Raw genomic sequence first — 15,609 nt, 5'->3', positions numbered from 1 at the left:
TTAACCCCCACCGCCGCCAACACCTCCGGCGTCGCCGCGGCTCAAGCCACCCGGCCCCCAAGGGACGGCGCTCGCGCCACCCCGAGCGCGGCCTCCACCACCAGCACGAACTCCTCGGCGGCGCGCAGCAGGTCGTCCGCCTCCCGGGAGGTGACGACCCGCGGGATGCCGGCCTCGGCAGCGGCGCGCTTACTGGCGGCCAAGGCAAAGAACCGGGCCCACTCGTCGAGCTCGGGGGCGACACCGGAGAGCAGGACCCAGACACTGGTAACCCGGCTACGCCGAGTCGGCACGGGGCGGGCACGGGCAGCGAGCAGCGCCGCGGCGGCCCGCAGAGCAGCCAGGTGGGCCGCCGCGTAGCGGAGACCGTCGGGGCTGGTACGGGCAGCTTCGACGAGCCCGCGACGGGCCACCGTGAGGAGCTGGACCGGGGTGCGCTGCGGCAGCATGTGGGCCGGCACCGTCGACGCCGGAGCTGGCTTGGTCGGCATGTGCTGTCTCCTCCTGGGGCCGAGGCGCCACCCGGCGGAACTGATCCGCCGACGGGCCGCCGGGTCGACTGGTGCGGAGGAAGACGCACCGGTGGGGCCGACCGGGCATGGACGCTTCCCCACACCACACCCGGCCGGCATGACCGGCAGGGTCGTCGCCCACCGCCGGGGGTCGTGGCGGCGGGCGACGCTCCCGCCTGACGGGCCAGGGCTCGCGACTGCCCACGACCCTGGGCGCGACCCCGCGGTGCCGCACCCGCCCGGAGCAGCGCCGCGAAACACCGCTCCGGCTGTCGGAACGGGCGTGCGAAGAAGCAGTCAACGCTCCAGCCACAACGCTCGAGTAAGCCAACCCGTGGGCAAGCCGAACCGCAGACAGGCAGGCCCGCGGGTAAGCAAGCCTCGGTTAACAACCCTCGGCAATCGAACACCCGTTCTAACTACCGCTGACAGTACACCCTCCCGCCAACAAAAACACACCGTGTGCCGCGCGTCGCCGCACGTCGGCCGCGCGAACGCCGCCGCACCACCGCAGTCAAACCTGGCGGCCCGACCGCCGCGGTCGCCACCTCGGCCCCACCGCCCACCGGCCACCACCGCCGGGCGTGGCCAACGAAGGCGCCTCGGGGCGCACCGGGAAGAATGGCCGGATGCACCCACACCCGAAAGTACGGGCGACGCAGGAGGCGCTGGACGGCGCTGGCGCACTCGACGGCGCTGGCGCACTCAGCCTCGTTCGCCTGTTGCCCGACGCGGTCCACACCGCCGCGGCGGCCGCCGCCGCTCTCCATGTCGAGATCGGGCAGATCGCCAACTCCCTGGTCTTCGAGACCGCCGACGGGCCGCTGCTGGTGCTGACCTCCGGAGCGCACCGGGTCAACACCGTCAGCCTCGCCGCGACGATCGGCGTCACTCGACTCCGACGGGCCACGCCGGAATTCGTCCGCGAACACACCGGGCAGGTCATCGGTGGAGTCGCCCCGGTCGGCCACCCCCGGCCGCTGCGCACCCTGGTGGACATCGCCCTCGACAAGTACGACGAGATCTGGGCCGCCGGCGGCGTACCCCGCGCGGTCTTCCCCACCACCTATCCTGAGCTGCTGCGGGTAACCGGCGGCACCCCGGCCGAGGTGGCGTGAGCGGGCTTGTCGAACGAGCCACGCCCGGTCAACCACCGGGCGCCGGTCCCCGAGTTGGTCACCCTGCATGTGTGGCAGACCAGCCGAGCCGGGCTGCCCCGGGCGCTGGCCCGGATGGCGGCCGACCCGCGCCGGCTCCGCGCGCTGCCCGGCATCCGCTTCGCCAAACTTCTCGGCACCGGGACCGGCACCGGCTTCGGCCCACGCGACGCGGACCTGACCCGGTGGGCGGCGCTGACTGTGTGGGACTCCCCCGCCGCGGCCACCGGTTTCACCGGCTCCCCGGTGGGACGGGGCTGGGCACGTATCGCCCGCGCCGCCGCCCGAATCGACCTACGCCCGCTCACCAGCCGGGGCGAATGGTCCGGCCGGCGGCCGTTCGGTGACCCACCAGGCGGGCAATCCAACGGCCCGGTGCTGGCACTGACCCGGGCCCGGCTCCGCCCCGCCCGAGCGGTCGCCTTCTGGCGGGCGGTACCCCCGGTGGCCCACGCGCTACACACCGCACCTGGCCTGCTCGCCCGCTTCGGCATCGGCGAGGCGCCGCTGGGCTGGCAGGGCACGGTCAGTGTGTGGCGCACCCCGGCGGAGCTGGTCGCATTCGCGTACCGTCACCCCGAGCATCGTGCCGCGATCAGGCGAACCCCCACCGAGGGGTGGTACGCGGAGGAACTCTTCGCCCGGTTCGAGGTACGCGACGTGGTCGGTGACCGGACGGTGCTGGGCTGGACCACGGACGGCGGAACGAAGGTGGGAACGGCATGAGGCTGGTGCGGTGGACACCGGACGACCTCGTCCGGCGGTTGGACGACGTGGTGGCCGTCTACGGCGAGGCGATGGGGTACCGCGCCGATCTGCTCAGGGCGCGGCGCGGCTACATCGCCTCCCACGTCCGCCGCCCCGGCTTCCGCGCCATCGCCAGCCTCACCTCCGAAGGCCACCTGGCCGGATTCGGCTACGGATACCACGGGAAGCCCGGCCAGTGGTGGCACGACCAGGTGGGGCGGATGCTGGACCCGGCCACCCGCCGCCGCTGGTTGGCCAGCTGCTTCGAGGTGGTCGAGCTGCACGTCCGACCACCCGCACAGGGGCACGGGCTGGGCGCCGGCCAGCTGCGCGCCCTGCTCGGGATAGCGGAGGGGAGCACCACCCTGTTGTCCACCCCGGAGGCAGACGAGCAGCACTCCCGAGCCTGGCGACTGTACCGACGCTTCGGCTTCGTCGACGTCCTGCGCGATTTCCGCTTCCCCGGTGACGAACGCCTGTTCGGGGTACTCGGCCGGGACCTGCCGCTCCCTCCCCCCGTCGCCTCCGGAAGGGTCCCCACATGACCCGGCCCATCGCCCTGCCGGAGCACGCCCTCCGAAGCACCTGGGCACTGTTGGCCGTACTTGTGCTGGTGCAGATCTGCTACCCCCTGACCATGGGGCAGACCCGAGCCCGGCTGACCGTCGCCACAGTCCTGCTCGGCTACCTGCTCTCGGTCGGCCACGCGCTACTCAGCCGGGGTCCCCGGACGGCGGCGGCGTTACTCGTCGTGGTCACCGGCGGCGGCTTCGCCATCGAGGCGCTCGGAGTGGCCACCGGGTTCCCGTTCGGCAGCTACGACTACGCGGAGCAGCTCGGGCCGAAGCTGGCCGGGGTACCGCTGATCATCCCACTCGCCTGGACCTGGATGGCCTGGCCCGCCTGGCTGACCGCGGTCCACCTCACCGGCGGTGGGCCGACCGGGGGCACCGGACCCGCTGTCCGCCGAATTGCGCTGGCAGCGGTCGGACTGGCCGCCTGGGATCTCTTCCTCGACCCGCAGATGGTCGCCGAGGGGCACTGGGCCTGGCGGAACGCCACTCCCGCGCTGCCCGGCCTGCCCGGCATCCCCATCAGCAACTACCTGGGCTGGCTGCTCTTCGCGGTGCTGGTGATGGCCGCCCTGCGGCCACTGGCCGGCACCGCCGTGGCCACCACCGACAGCCGCGACGCTCCGATGCTCGCGCTCTATCTGTGGACGTACGGCTCCAGCGTGCTGGCCCACGCCGTCTTCCTCGGCCTGCCCGCCTCGGCCGGGTGGGGGGCAGCGGTTATGGCGCTGACCGCGGTGCCGCTGGCGGTGACGCTGCTGCCCCGACGCCTCCGGCCGACGCTGTTGCCCCGACGCCTCCGGCCGGCGCTGTTGCCTCCCCGACGCGGCCGGAGGACACCAGCGGGCCGACGGCGTCGCGCCGACACGTCGGTATGAGCGACCCCGCCCGGCGTCGCGCCGCCGGCCCCCGCCGAGGCGGGGCGCCGACATGATCCTGTTGCTGGCGATCCTGGCCGGCGTGACCACGCTGACCACACACACCCTGGTCAACGCGGGCCGTTGGCTACGCCGCCCGGTCGGGACGCCGGCGACGGTGACCGAACCGGTGGCGGTGCTGCTGCCGCTGCGCAACGAGGCCGCCCGAGTCACCCCGTGCCTACGCGCGCTGCTGGCCCAGCGCGGTGTGCCACAGCTACAGATCATGGTGCTCGACGACGGGTCAACCGACGGCACCCGCGAGGTTGTCCGCACGGTCGCCGGCGACGACCCCCGGGTCACCCTGCTCGACGGCGACACTCCACCGCCGGGTTGGCTGGGCAAGCCGCACGCCTGCTGGCAGCTCGCCGCCCGAGCTGACCCGGCCGCCACCGTACTGGTCTTCGTCGACGCCGACGTGGTGCTCGCCCCCCACGCCGTGGCCGCGGCGGTCGGCGAGCTACGGGCCGCGCGGGTAGCGCTGCTGTCGCCGTACCCCCGGATCCTGGTCACGACGGTGGCCGACCGGCTGGTTCAGCCACTGTTGCAGTGGTTGTGGCTGACGTTCCTGCCGCTGCCCGCGATGGAGCGGTCGGCCCGGCCGTCCCTGGCCGCGGCCGGCGGGCAGTTCCTGGTCGTGGACCGGGCCGGGTACACCGCCGCCGGTGGACACGCGGCGGTGTCCGACCGGGTTCTGGAGGACGTCGAGTTGGCCCGAGCGGTCAAGCGGTCCGGCGGCCAGATCGCCCTCGCCGACGGCTCCCAGCTGGCCACCTGCCGGATGTACGACGACTGGCCACAGCTGCGCGACGGCTACTCGAAGTCGCTGTGGGCCTCGTTCGGTCGTCCCTCGGCCGCCGCCACGGTGGTCGCGCTGCTGCTGCTGCTCTACACCGCCCCGGCACTGGTCGCCGTGGCCGCGCTGGTCGGCGGTGCGCCGGGGACAGCCACCGTCGCCGCTGGGGCCTACCTGCTCGGGGTCGCCGGGCGGGTGGTCAGCGCCCGGGCGACCGGCGGTCGGTGGTGGCCGGACGCGTTGGGGCACCCCGCGTCGGTAGCGGTCCTCGGTTGGCTGACCCTGCGGTCGTACCATCTGCGGAAGCGACGGCGCCTGAGCTGGCGGGGCCGTCCGGTCAGCTAGGAGGCGCACCATGGCGCGGGTCGTGATCGTCGGCGCCGGGGTGGGTGGCCTGACCACCGCCGCCCGGCTGGCCACCACCGGGCACCAGGTCACCCTCCTGGAGCAGGGGGACACGGTGGGCGGCAAGCTCGGCCGGTACGTACACGACACGCCCGCCGGCCCCTTCCACTTCGACACCGGGCCCAGCCTGCTGACCCTGCCCCAGGTGTTCCACGAGCTGTTCGAGGCCACCGGGGCGAAGCTCGACGAATACCTGGACCCGGTCCCGCTCGACCCGATCGTGCGACACGTCTTCCCCCAGGGAGGACCAACGCTCGATTCGTGTGCCGACTCCGACGAGTTCGCCGCCCGCATCGGCGCGGCCTTCGGCGAGCGGGCCGCCGCCCAGTGGCGGCGCCTCTGGCAGCGTGCCGAGCGGGTCTGGACGGCCTCGGAACGGGATGTCCTGCGCCGCCGGGTCGACTCGCCCCGGGACCTGGCGATGCTGGCCTGGCGGCTGGGTGACCTGGCCGCTATCGGGCCGGGCCGCACACTCCGTGGACTCGGCCGCGCCCACCTGTCCGACCCCCGGCTCCGGATGCTGCTCGACCGGTACGCGACGTACGCCGGAACTGACCCGCGCCGGGCGCCGGCGGCCCTCGTCGCGGTCCCGTACGCCGAGCTGGCCTTCGGCGGCTGGTACCTCCGCGGTGGCCTGGGCACCCTCGCCGACGCCCTGCTGACCCGCTGCCTGGATCTTGGGGTGGTGGTACGGACCGGCGTCCGGGTCACCCGGATCGACGCGGCGGGCGGACGGGTGCACGGTGTACGCCTCGCCGGCGTAGACGCCCCCGTGCCGGCCGATGTGGTGGTGTCCAACGTTGACGCGCTCACCCTCTACCGGGACCTGCTGCCCACCCCACGACGGCTGGCCGCGCTGACCGACCGCAGCCTCGCCGGCTTCGTGCTGCTGCTCGGCGTACGCGGGGACTCTGGGCTGGCCCACCACAACGTCTTCTTCCCCGACAGCTACGACAGCGAGTTCGACGCGGTCTTCGGGGCACCCGGGCGGGGGATTCGGGCGCGCCCGGCCCCGGATCCGACGGTCTTCGTCACCGTGGCCGCCGACGAAACGGTCCACCCGGCTGGACACGAGGCGTGGTTCGTGCTGGTCAACGCCGCACGGCAGGGCACCGCCGCCGATGCTGTCGACTGGCGACGCCCCGGCCTGGCCGAGGCGTACGCGGACCGGATCCTGGACGTGTTGGCCGCGCGAGGGGTGGATGTACGGGACCGGCTGCTGTTCCGGGAGATTCGTACCCCGGCCGACCTGGGCGCTGCGACGGGCACACCGGGCGGAGCGATCTACGGCACCACGGGCGGCCTGCTCCGCCCGCCAAACCGGGGTCCGGTCCGCGGGCTGTGGCTGGTCGGTGGCTCCTGCCATCCGGGCGGGGGGCTGCCGATGGTCGCCCTCTCCGCCCAGATCGTCGCCGACTCCATCGGCCCTGCGTGGTAGCGGGTAAGCCCCGGTCCACCGACGCTTACTCGCGATGTCACGGCTTCGCCGGCGGCTCCCGTGGGCCGCGGGCGTCAGCTGGCATTGATCAGTGCGCCCCGGACGGCGGCCAGTAGCTGTCCGAGGCCGAAGCCGGCCAGCAATGCCCAGACCGCGCTCGCCACGGTGATGGTGCCTGCGGCCAGGTCCGGCTCGATCAGCCCGGTCAGCCCGGCCAACAGCAGGCCGACGAGGGCCACCACGACCCGGGTCGGCCGCTCCCCCACGGTCACCGCACCGATCTCCCGCATTCCGGCGGAGGTCGCCCGGGCACGCACGTACTCGTGCAGCCAGGAGAGCGCACCACCGGCGGCCACCAGCGCGCCGGGCGCGCCGAGCAGCCAGAACGCGACCAGCCAGGCCGCCTCGCCGAGCCGGTCAGCCACCGAGTCGTAGACGTACCCGAGCCGGGTGGTGCGGTTGCTCGCCACCGCGACCGCGCCGTCGAGGCTGTCCGCCACCGAGGCGAGCAGCACCAGCAACGCGCCGAGGAAGGGGCCGTCCTGCGGGCGTACCGCGACCAGCGGCACGCCGAGGCAGAGCAGCACCCCGACGACGGTCACCGCGGTCGGGGTGACCCGCAGCCGACCCAACACGTAGCCCCCGTGGTACGCGAGGCGCAGCCAGGCACGGACGGGCGGGGCCGCGGCGCGCGGATCGAACCCACCGTGCAGGCGCGCCCAGGCCGTGGCGTACTGCTCCCAGTTCAGCTGTCTGCCCACCACGGATCAACCGTCGCACCGATCGCGCGGTGTCGTGGCGCGTCTGGTCACCCGGGGGTGCTAACTCGCAGATTCCGCCAGATCTCCCGGGTCGCTGTGGACCGGTTGAAGGTGATGAAGTGGATGCCGGGAACCCCCTCGTCCAGCAGCCGCTGACACATCTCGCTGGCCTGCTCGACACCGAGCTCGCGGACCGCCTCCGGGTCGTCCGCGACCTGCTCGAAGCGCGCGGCCAGGGCCCGTGGGAAGGGCGCACCGGAGAGCTGCTCCGACCGCTCGATGGTGCTGACCTTCGTTACCGGCATTACACCGGGGATGATCGGTGTGTCACAGCCCGCCGCGACCACCCGGTCCCGCAGCCGAAGGTACTCATCAGCGTCGAAGAACATCTGAGTGATCGCAAACTCGGCGCCGGCCCGGCACTTGCGGACAAAGTATGCCGTGTCGGAGTCGATGTCGGGCGAGCGAGGGTGCTTGTACGGGAAGGCGGCAACACCGACGCTGAAATCACCCGCGTCCCGGACCAGGCGGACCAGGTCCTCCGCGTAGTCCACGCCGTCCGGGTGTGGGATCCACTCGCCGGTGGGATCACCGGGCGGATCGCCGCGCACGGCGAGCACGTTACGCACACCCGCAGCGGCCAACCGCCCGATCACGTGCCGCAGCTCGGCCACCGAGTGGTTGACCGCGGTCAGGTGCGCCATCGGCAGCAGCGTGGTCTCGGTGGCGACCCGTTCGGTAACCGCCACGGTCGTGTCCCGAGTCGAGCCACCGGCGCCGTAGGTGATGGAGACGAACGACGGGCGCAGCGACTCCAGCTCCCGGATGGCCTGCCAGAGCAGCCGCTCACCCTGCGCTGTCTTCGGGGGCATGAACTCGAAGGAGAAGGTCGGCCGGCGGTCGCGGATCAGCTCCCCGATCGCCGGCTGCGGATTGGGGAGAACCGATGGAAGACCAAGCGCCACGCCCTGACTCTAGCGGCGTACGGCCGCGATCCCTAGACCTTCCCCGCCGCAAACGGTACAAGGGGCATGGCCCGGTCGACACCACCCAACCCGGCAAAGTCGACACCGCGCGGTAGGGCACGGCGCGTCGCCCGGCCGCCGGTGCGTCGCCAGCCGTCGCGACCGGCTAGCGTCAAGGCGTGACCTACGCTGCTCCTGTCTCCCCGGTGGACCGTGCCGGGCTTCGGCAACGCGTCAACAAGGCACTGGCCGACTTCCTGGTAGATCGACGTGCCTGGATGACGGAGGTTGACGCCTCCCTCGCCCCGTTGGCCGACGCGGTCGAGGCGTTCGTCCTCGGCGGCGGCAAACGGCTACGGCCCGCCTTCGCCTACTGGGGCTACCGGGGCGCCGGTGGAATCGACACCGAAGAGGTCGCGACCGCCCTGGCCGCGTTGGAGTTCGTACAGGCCAGCGCGTTGATTCACGACGACCTGATCGATCGGTCGGACACCCGGCGGGGGGAGCCGGCGGTGCACCTGCGGTTCGCCGCCCGGCACAGGTCAGCGGACTGGGACGGAGACCCGGACGGATTCGGTGACGCGGCCGCCATTCTCCTGGGTGACCTGTGCCTCGTCTGGTCGGATGAGCTGCTGCACTCCGCCGGACTGGACCCGCACACCGTCGCCCGGGCACGACCCGTGTTCGACCAGATGCGAACCGAGGTCACCGTGGGCCAGTACCTCGACGTGCTGGCCCAGGCCAGCGGGGACACGTCGGTTGAGCGGGCCGGAAAGGTTGCCCGCTACAAGTCGGCGAAGTACACCGTCGAACGCCCGTTGTTACTCGGCGCCGCACTGGCCGACGCCACCCCCGAGGTCCACGCGGCGTACTCGGCGTACGGGCTGCCGCTGGGTGAGGCCTTCCAGCTCCGCGACGACGTGCTGGGGATCTTTGGGGACCCGGCACAGACCGGTAAACCAGCCGGCGACGACCTCCGCGAGGGAAAGCGGACATACCTGGTGGCGGCGGCGTTGGAGATGGTCGGCACCGCCGACCGGGAGGTGCTGCTCGACGGCCTCGGCGACTCCGACCTCGACGACGCCGGGGTGGCCCGGCTGCGGGAGCTGATCGGAGCCAGCGGCGCGCTCGGCCGCGCCGAGCAGCGGATCCAGGAGCTCACCGACACCGCGCTCGCCGCGCTATCCACCGTTGACCTCGACACCGAGGCGCACCAGGCCCTGGCGGACCTCGCCATCGCTGCCACCCGCCGCCCTGCCTGACCCCGCCCGATCCGGCCACCTGAGCCGGACCGGGCGGGGCGCCGAGGTCAGAAACCGAGGGCTTGGGCGCGGCGTTTGACCTCGCGGGCCTGATCGCCGGCCAGCGCCGCGGCGGCGGTGCCGCCGGGCAGGGTGTCGTCGGGCTGATAGAGCCAGCGCAGGATCTCCTCATCGTCGTAGCCGGCGTCGATGAGGAGATTCAGCACCCCGGGTAGATGCTTGAGCACCCCTCCGGTCGCCACCAGGTCCGCCGGTACCCGACGGGCACCGTCTCGGCGGACCGCGATCAGCTCCCGGTCCCGGATCATCTGGTGGACCTTGCTGATGGTCAGGTCAAGGCGCTCGGCGACAGCCGGCAGGGTCAGCCACGCGGTCGGTTCGGCGACAGGGCTCACGGCGGGCTCGCCAGCGGGAACGGAGTCGGTCACCCGACCACCCTGCCACGTCGCCCCGGCATCGGGCGAAGGCCCCCACGACACCGGACCATTGCCGTCGTGCACCGACCGGAGCTGCGGAAACGGCCGTCCGGCGAGTCTCCGGATTCAAAACGTCACTGCCGGCCTGTAGCATCGGTGTCCAACCACCTACCCCTGGACACATAGACTCCCTGCCGATGGACACACAGGTCGCCGACACGTTGCTGGGCTCACTGATTGACGGGCGCTACCGCATCCGCGGTCGGGTCGCCCGGGGTGGCATGGCGACTGTATACACCGCAACCGACGAACGCCTCGATCGCACCGTCGCAGTTAAGATCATTCATCCCACGCCGGGCCCGGCGGCCCAGGGACAGACAACGGGCTTCGTGGAACGTTTCGCCGACGAGGCGAAGACCATCGCCCGGCTGACCCACCCCAACGTTGTCGCGGTCTACGACCAGGGCATCCACGCTGACCGGCCATACCTGGTCATGGAGTACGTGCGCGGTCGCACGCTGCGCGACGTGCTCGCCGAACGGCACCGGCTCAACCCCGACGAGGCGCTCGCGATCACCGAACAGATGCTCGCCGCGATCGCCGCCGCGCACCGGGCCGGGCTCGTCCACCGGGATGTCAAACCAGAGAACGTGCTGGTCGCCGAGGCACCGACCGGAGGTGCGGCCAACCTGGTCGACAGCGTGGTTAAGGTCGCCGATTTCGGACTGGCCCAGGCGGTGGAGGCGAGCGCCCACGACGCGCAGGCCAACCAGCTGATGGCCACGATCGCCTATGTCGCACCGGAGCTGGTGACTGACGGGCACGCCGACCCGCGCACCGACGTCTATTCGGCGGGCATCGTGCTGTTCGAGATGCTCACCGGTCGCGTGCCGTACGACGGCCATCGCCCGGTTGAGGTGGCCTGGCAGCATGTGCGACAGGACGTGCCGGCACCGTCAACCCTGGTGCCAGGACTACCGAAGCCCCTCGACGACCTGGTCCTCCGCGCTACCCGGCGCGATCCCGGTGCCCGCCCCGCCGACGCCGGTGCCCTGCTCGCCCAGGTCCAGGTGGCCCGGGAGGGGTTGGGCAACCCAAATACCCACACCACGGTGCTACGCCGGGTGACCGAGAAGCCCCCGGTGAGCGAGCCGACCATGGTGGTGGCGGCCGTACAGCCGGCGCAGCGCCCCGCCTGGTCCCGGTTGCCCGGGGAGGCACCACGGGGCGGCCGACGAAGGGCGGCCGACAACGAGAGTGTCTGGTCCCGGTTGGGCCCGCTGCCCGGTCGGCTCGTGGGTGAGCAGCGCGGCCGGCTTGCGGTGGCCGCTGTCGTCGTGATGCTCGGGCTGATCGCCGCGGTGGGTGGCTGGTGGGTCGGGGTCGGCCGATACACACAGGCCCCAGAGTTGGTGAGCCTGGACCAGGCCGCCGCGGAAGCACAGGCGAGGCGGGCCGGTCTGGTCCTCCAATACACCGACCCACGCCACGACGATCAGGCACCGAAGGACGCCGTCCTGTTCCAGGATCCGGCCTCTGCGTCCCGCATCGTGAAGGGTGGCACGATCACCCTCACCCTCTCGCTGGGCCCCGAGCAGTTCGCGGTGCCGGATGTCGTCGGCAAAGAGTTCGAGTTGGCCGCGACCGACCTGACCGAGGCCGGCCTGAAGGTGGTCAAGGGCTCCGCCAGCTACCACAACAGCCTGCCGGAGGGCATGGTGGTCGCCACCGACCCGAAGGCCGGCGCCGAAGTCAAGCCCGGACACGAGGTCACGGTAACGCTGAGCAGAGGCAGGGCGCCGATCTCGGTGCCGAATCTGGTCGGTAAGCGCCTGGACGAGGCCCGTTCGATCCTGAATCAGCTCGGGCTGGTACTCGCTGAGCCGCCGACGGTGAAGGAGTCCGACAAGCCCAAGAACGAGGTCATCGGGCAGAGTCCAGCCGACGGCGACGGCGTGGAGAAGGGAACGGAGGTCAGCCTGGAGGTGAGCCAGGGCCCACCGCAGGTTGTCATCCCCCGCGTGATCGGCATGCCATGCCAGCAGGCCAAGCAGGTGTTGGAGGAGCAGTCCTTCCCGGTCGCGGTGCAGTTCAACCAGAACGGCACCGTCCGGTTCCAGAGCCCCGGAGAGAACTCCCAGGTGCCGCCGGGTACCCGGATCACCCTCGGTTGCCTGTGACGGCGACGATGCGACCGGTCGGTGCGCACACACCGACCGGGGGCGGGCTGGCGAAAGCCGCCCTGCCGTACCTGGATGCGACGGGCGCCGAGGTCGCGCAGGTCTACGTGTCCAACTCACGGGGCTGGGCCTTGCCGCCCGGCAACCCGGCACAGGACGCGCTGTTTCGCGACGGCTGCGCCGAACGTGGCGTCCCGGTGTTCATCCACGCGTCCCTACTGGTCAACCTCGGCTCGCCCACGGCGGCGACGGTGGAGCGGTCAGCGCTGACGCTGGCGCACGCGCTACGCCGAGGGGCGGCGATCGGCGCCCAGGGGGTGGTGTTCCACGCCGGTAGCGCGGTCGACGCCGGATACGCCGACACGGCGATGCGCCAGGTCCGGGAGGTGCTCCTTCCGCTGCTGGACACCGCCGGTGACACGAACGGACCGATGCTGCTGGTCGAACCGAGCGCTGGCGGCGGGCGCTCGCTCGCCGCCCGGGTAGAACAGCTCGGCCCCTACCTGGACGCGGTTGACCGACACCCGCGGCTCGGCGTCTGCCTCGACACCTGCCATGCCTGGGCCGCCGGGCACGACCTGGCCGTCGAAGGTGGCATGACCGCCACGCTCGACACCCTGGTGGACACCGTGGGGGCGGACCGGCTGCGGCTGGTGCACGCCAACGACTCGAAGGACCTCTGCGGCTCCACCCGGGACCGACACGAAAGCATCGGCAAGGGCACCATCGGGGAGCCCGCCTTCGCCGAGCTGATGCGCCACCCGGCGACCTCCGGGGTACCGACGGTGGTGGAGACCCCGAGCGAGAAGCACGTGGGCCACGCCGCCGACGTGGCCGTTCTCAAGCGGCTACGAACCTGACCCGGTCCGCGGTGCGAATCAGGTACGCAAGACCCGGGCGAGGACGTCGATCGCGCGGCTGATCGCCGCGTCGTCCACCCCGAGATGGGTGACCAGGCGGGCAGTACGCGGGCCGAGCACACTGACCAGCACCCCTTCCGCACGGGCCACGGCGGCGAAGGTGTGGGCGTCCATCGGTGTCTTGGTGAGATCCAACGGGACCAGGTTGGTCCGCACCTCTGCCGCCAAGACCCCAAACGGTGCAACCGCATCGGCGAGCCGGGTTGCCCGCACGTGGTCCTCGGCGAGCCGCTGCACCTGGTTTGCCAGGGCGTACCGGCCGGCAGCGGCGAGGATCCCGGCCTGCCGCATGCCGCCGCCCATCCGCTTACGGATGAACCGAGCTCGTTCGATCTTGTCGGCACTGCCCACCACGAGCGAGCCGACCGGCGCGCCGAGCCCCTTGGAGAGGCAGACCGACAGGGTGTCGAAGAGCATGCCGTAGGTGGCCAGCGGCACCCCGTCGGCGATGTGCGCATGCCAGATCCGAGCACCGTCGCAGTGCACCGCGACCTGGGCGTCGTCGGCAGCCCGACGCAGCTCACGCAGGGCCGCCAGCGGGATCACCCCACCACCGCCCCGATTGTGGGTCTGCTCCACGGCGACCGCCCGGGTGGGCACCGCGAAATAGCCATCGGGCCGAATCATGCCCGCGACCACATCCGGGTCGACCGCCGCGCCGACCGCCGGCCAGGTCCGCGACGAAATGCCACCATAGACGGCAGCCGCACCGATCTCGTACGTCACCACGTGCGCGTCCGCATCGCAGAGCAGTTCGCCGCCGGGCGGCACCAACAACTGCAGCGAAATCTGGTTGGCCATCGTCCCGGTCGGGCAGAACAGCGCCGCCTCGTGGCCAAAGAGCGCCGCAACCTCGGCTTCGAGGGCGTTGACCGTAGGGTCCTCGCCGTAGACGTCGTCGCCCACCTCGGCGACGGCCATCGCCTCCCGCATTCCCGCGGTCGGGCGGGTGACGGTGTCCGAGCGCAGATCGATCATGATGTCCTCACTCCTCGCGTCAGCCACAGCGTCCCTTCCCGGCCGCCGACTGCGGGGCTCGCAAGCTCACTCCTCGCGTCAGCCACAGCGTCCCTTCCCGGCCGCCGACTGCGGGGCTCGCAAGCTCACTCCTCGCGTCAGCCACGGAGCATCTCGGCTACCAGGAACGCCAACTCCAGCGACTGTTGGGTGTTCAGCCGCGGGTCGCAGGCGGTCTCGTACCGGTCGGGCAAATCGACATCGCCGATGCCCTGGGCACCGCCGAGGCACTCGGTGACATCTTCCCCAGTGAGCTCGACATGCAGCCCGCCGGGGTGGGTTTCCAGGCCACGGTGCACCTCGAAGTAACCCAACACCTCGTCTACGATCCGGTCGAAGTGCCGGGTCTTGTAGCCGTTGGACGATTCATGAGTGTTGCCGTGCATCGGGTCGCACTGCCACACCACCTTGGCGCCGGCGGCGGTGACCTTGGCGACGAGTGACGGCAGGACATCACGGACCCGGTGGTTGCCCATCCGGCTGATCAGGGTCAGCCGGCCCGGAACATTGTTCGGGTTGAGCTTCTCGCACAGCTCGATGACCTCATCTGGCTTCGTCGTCGGGCCGAGCTTCACTCCAATCGGGTTCGCGATCCGGGAGATGAAGTCAACATGCGCCCCGTCGAGCTGCCGGGTACGCTCGCCCACCCAGAGCAGGTGCCCGGAGAGCCCATACGCTCGGCTGTCGGAGACCCGGGTCAATGCCCGGTCGTACTCCAAGGCCAGCGCCTCGTGAGAGCAGTAGAGGGTGACGGTCCGCAACGCCTCGTCCTCGGTCATCCCGCAGGCCCGGATGAAGGCCAACGCCCGGTCAATCTCCCGGGCGATCGCCTCGTACCGCTCGCCGGCCGGCGAGTTCCGCACGAAGCCCTTGTTCCAGTCGTGCACCGCGTGCAGGTCCGCCAGCCCGCCAGCAAGGTAGGCACGGAGCATGTTCATCGCGGCAGCGGAGTTCGCGTACGCCCGGATCATGCGTTGCGGGTCGGCAACCCGCGCCTCCGGCGTCGCATCCAAGGAGTTGATCATGTCACCCCGGTAGGCCGGCAGGCCACGCGCGTCGGTCGGCAGCGACCGGGGTTTGGTGTACTGACCGGCCGCTCGGGCAACCTTGACCACCGGCAACGAGGCGCCGTAGGTCAGCACGATCGCCATCTGCAGCAAGGTGCGGGCGTTGGCGAGCAGGTGGCTCTCGGTGTTGTCGGCGAAGGTCTCCGCACAGTCCCCGCCCTGGAGCAGGAAGGCCTTACCCTCACAAACCAGTGCGAGTTGGCGCCGCAACTGATCGACCTCGTACGGGGCCACGACCGATGGGACGTTCTCCAGCACCTTGCAGACCTCGGCGACCTGGGCACCGTCCGGCCAAGGCGGGGTCTGGGCACGCGGCAGGTCCCGCCAACGGTCCAGGCCGAGGGCAGCGTCCTCGGCGGAGTCGATGGTGGGCCGGCTGGTCTGCAGCACGGGACTACCGACAGCGGGATGGCTCAGCTGATGCCACTCATGGCGCATGCAAGAAAGCCTACGGCGACGGACCCGGCACCAAACCCG

Annotated in this window: 15 protein-coding genes; 9 read left to right on the top strand and 6 right to left on the bottom strand. The window is 71.6% G+C overall.

The features are described 5' to 3' along the window. Positions 1-41: 41 nt before the first annotated feature. On the bottom strand, positions 42-491 hold the full coding sequence (locus tag AC1UKG_RS10015; protein WP_018813708.1) for an SAV_6107 family HEPN domain-containing protein: 450 nt from the start codon (positions 489-491) through the stop codon (positions 42-44). A 650-nt stretch (positions 492-1,141) separates the two neighbouring features. On the opposite strand from AC1UKG_RS10015, the gene AC1UKG_RS10010 reads away from it, so the two are divergent. From AC1UKG_RS10010 to AC1UKG_RS09985, 6 genes are read left to right on the top strand one after another with little or no spacing between them, the layout of a single operon-like run. After that, positions 1,142-1,630, top strand: a complete 489-nt coding sequence (locus AC1UKG_RS10010; protein ID WP_018742850.1) for a YbaK/EbsC family protein — start codon at positions 1,142-1,144, stop codon at positions 1,628-1,630. Between the two features lie 6 nt (positions 1,631-1,636). Beyond that, entirely contained in the window at positions 1,637-2,395 is a 759-nt protein-coding gene (locus AC1UKG_RS10005) for a hypothetical protein (RefSeq protein WP_018742851.1), read from the top strand. Further along, the gene (locus AC1UKG_RS10000; protein WP_018742852.1) at positions 2,392-2,961 is read left to right on the top strand and encodes a GNAT family N-acetyltransferase; all 570 of its coding nucleotides are present in this window, start codon (positions 2,392-2,394) and stop codon (positions 2,959-2,961) included. The genes AC1UKG_RS10005 and AC1UKG_RS10000 overlap by 4 nt, the downstream gene beginning before the upstream one ends. Further along, the gene (locus AC1UKG_RS09995; protein WP_482642676.1) at positions 2,958-3,866 is read left to right on the top strand and encodes a carotenoid biosynthesis protein; all 909 of its coding nucleotides are present in this window, start codon (positions 2,958-2,960) and stop codon (positions 3,864-3,866) included. The genes AC1UKG_RS10000 and AC1UKG_RS09995 overlap by 4 nt, the downstream gene beginning before the upstream one ends. 52 nt (positions 3,867-3,918) lie before the next feature. After that, the gene (locus tag AC1UKG_RS09990; protein ID WP_018742854.1) at positions 3,919-5,046 is read left to right on the top strand and encodes a glycosyltransferase family A protein; all 1,128 of its coding nucleotides are present in this window, start codon (positions 3,919-3,921) and stop codon (positions 5,044-5,046) included. 10 nt (positions 5,047-5,056) lie between these two features. After that, positions 5,057-6,544 (top strand): phytoene desaturase family protein, encoded by a 1,488-nt coding sequence (locus AC1UKG_RS09985; protein WP_018742855.1) that lies wholly within the window; start codon positions 5,057-5,059, stop codon positions 6,542-6,544. A 74-nt stretch (positions 6,545-6,618) separates the two neighbouring features. Here the strand turns inward: AC1UKG_RS09985 and AC1UKG_RS09980 are convergent, their stop codons facing one another. Continuing rightward, entirely contained in the window at positions 6,619-7,308 is a 690-nt protein-coding gene (locus AC1UKG_RS09980) for a CDP-alcohol phosphatidyltransferase family protein (protein ID WP_018813711.1), read from the bottom strand. Between the two features lie 44 nt (positions 7,309-7,352). Continuing rightward, complete coding sequence (metF, locus tag AC1UKG_RS09975; protein WP_018742857.1) at positions 7,353-8,270, bottom strand: methylenetetrahydrofolate reductase [NAD(P)H]; 918 nt, start codon at positions 8,268-8,270, stop codon at positions 7,353-7,355. A 179-nt stretch (positions 8,271-8,449) separates the two neighbouring features. On the opposite strand from metF, the gene AC1UKG_RS09970 reads away from it, so the two are divergent. Beyond that, positions 8,450-9,532, top strand: coding sequence for a polyprenyl synthetase family protein (locus AC1UKG_RS09970; protein WP_026271236.1), 1,083 nt, complete (start codon positions 8,450-8,452; stop codon positions 9,530-9,532). Positions 9,533-9,579: 47 nt separating this feature from the next. Here AC1UKG_RS09970 and AC1UKG_RS09965 read toward each other — a convergent pair whose 3' ends face one another. Beyond that, entirely contained in the window at positions 9,580-9,960 is a 381-nt protein-coding gene (locus tag AC1UKG_RS09965) for an Rv2175c family DNA-binding protein (RefSeq protein ID WP_018742859.1), read from the bottom strand. Positions 9,961-10,145: 185 nt separating this feature from the next. On the opposite strand from AC1UKG_RS09965, the gene pknB reads away from it, so the two are divergent. Further along, positions 10,146-12,128 (top strand): Stk1 family PASTA domain-containing Ser/Thr kinase, encoded by a 1,983-nt coding sequence (gene pknB, locus AC1UKG_RS09960; protein ID WP_018742860.1) that lies wholly within the window; start codon positions 10,146-10,148, stop codon positions 12,126-12,128. Continuing rightward, on the top strand, positions 12,125-12,988 hold the full coding sequence (locus AC1UKG_RS09955) for a deoxyribonuclease IV (RefSeq protein WP_018813713.1): 864 nt from the start codon (positions 12,125-12,127) through the stop codon (positions 12,986-12,988). The genes pknB and AC1UKG_RS09955 overlap by 4 nt, the downstream gene beginning before the upstream one ends. Positions 12,989-13,006: 18 nt before the next feature. Here AC1UKG_RS09955 and AC1UKG_RS09950 read toward each other — a convergent pair whose 3' ends face one another. Beyond that, positions 13,007-14,026, bottom strand: a complete 1,020-nt coding sequence (locus AC1UKG_RS09950; RefSeq protein ID WP_482642675.1) for a threonine aldolase family protein — start codon at positions 14,024-14,026, stop codon at positions 13,007-13,009. Between the two features lie 137 nt (positions 14,027-14,163). Further along, on the bottom strand, positions 14,164-15,570 hold the full coding sequence (locus AC1UKG_RS09945; RefSeq protein WP_026271237.1) for a class II 3-deoxy-7-phosphoheptulonate synthase: 1,407 nt from the start codon (positions 15,568-15,570) through the stop codon (positions 14,164-14,166). Between the last annotated feature and the right edge of the window lie 39 nt (positions 15,571-15,609).

The sequence above is a fragment of the Salinispora sp. CH2A1_6 genome (assembly GCF_056820975.1).
Note: the sequence above shows the minus strand (reverse complement) of the source record. Positions and strands in the feature narration are given on the sequence as shown.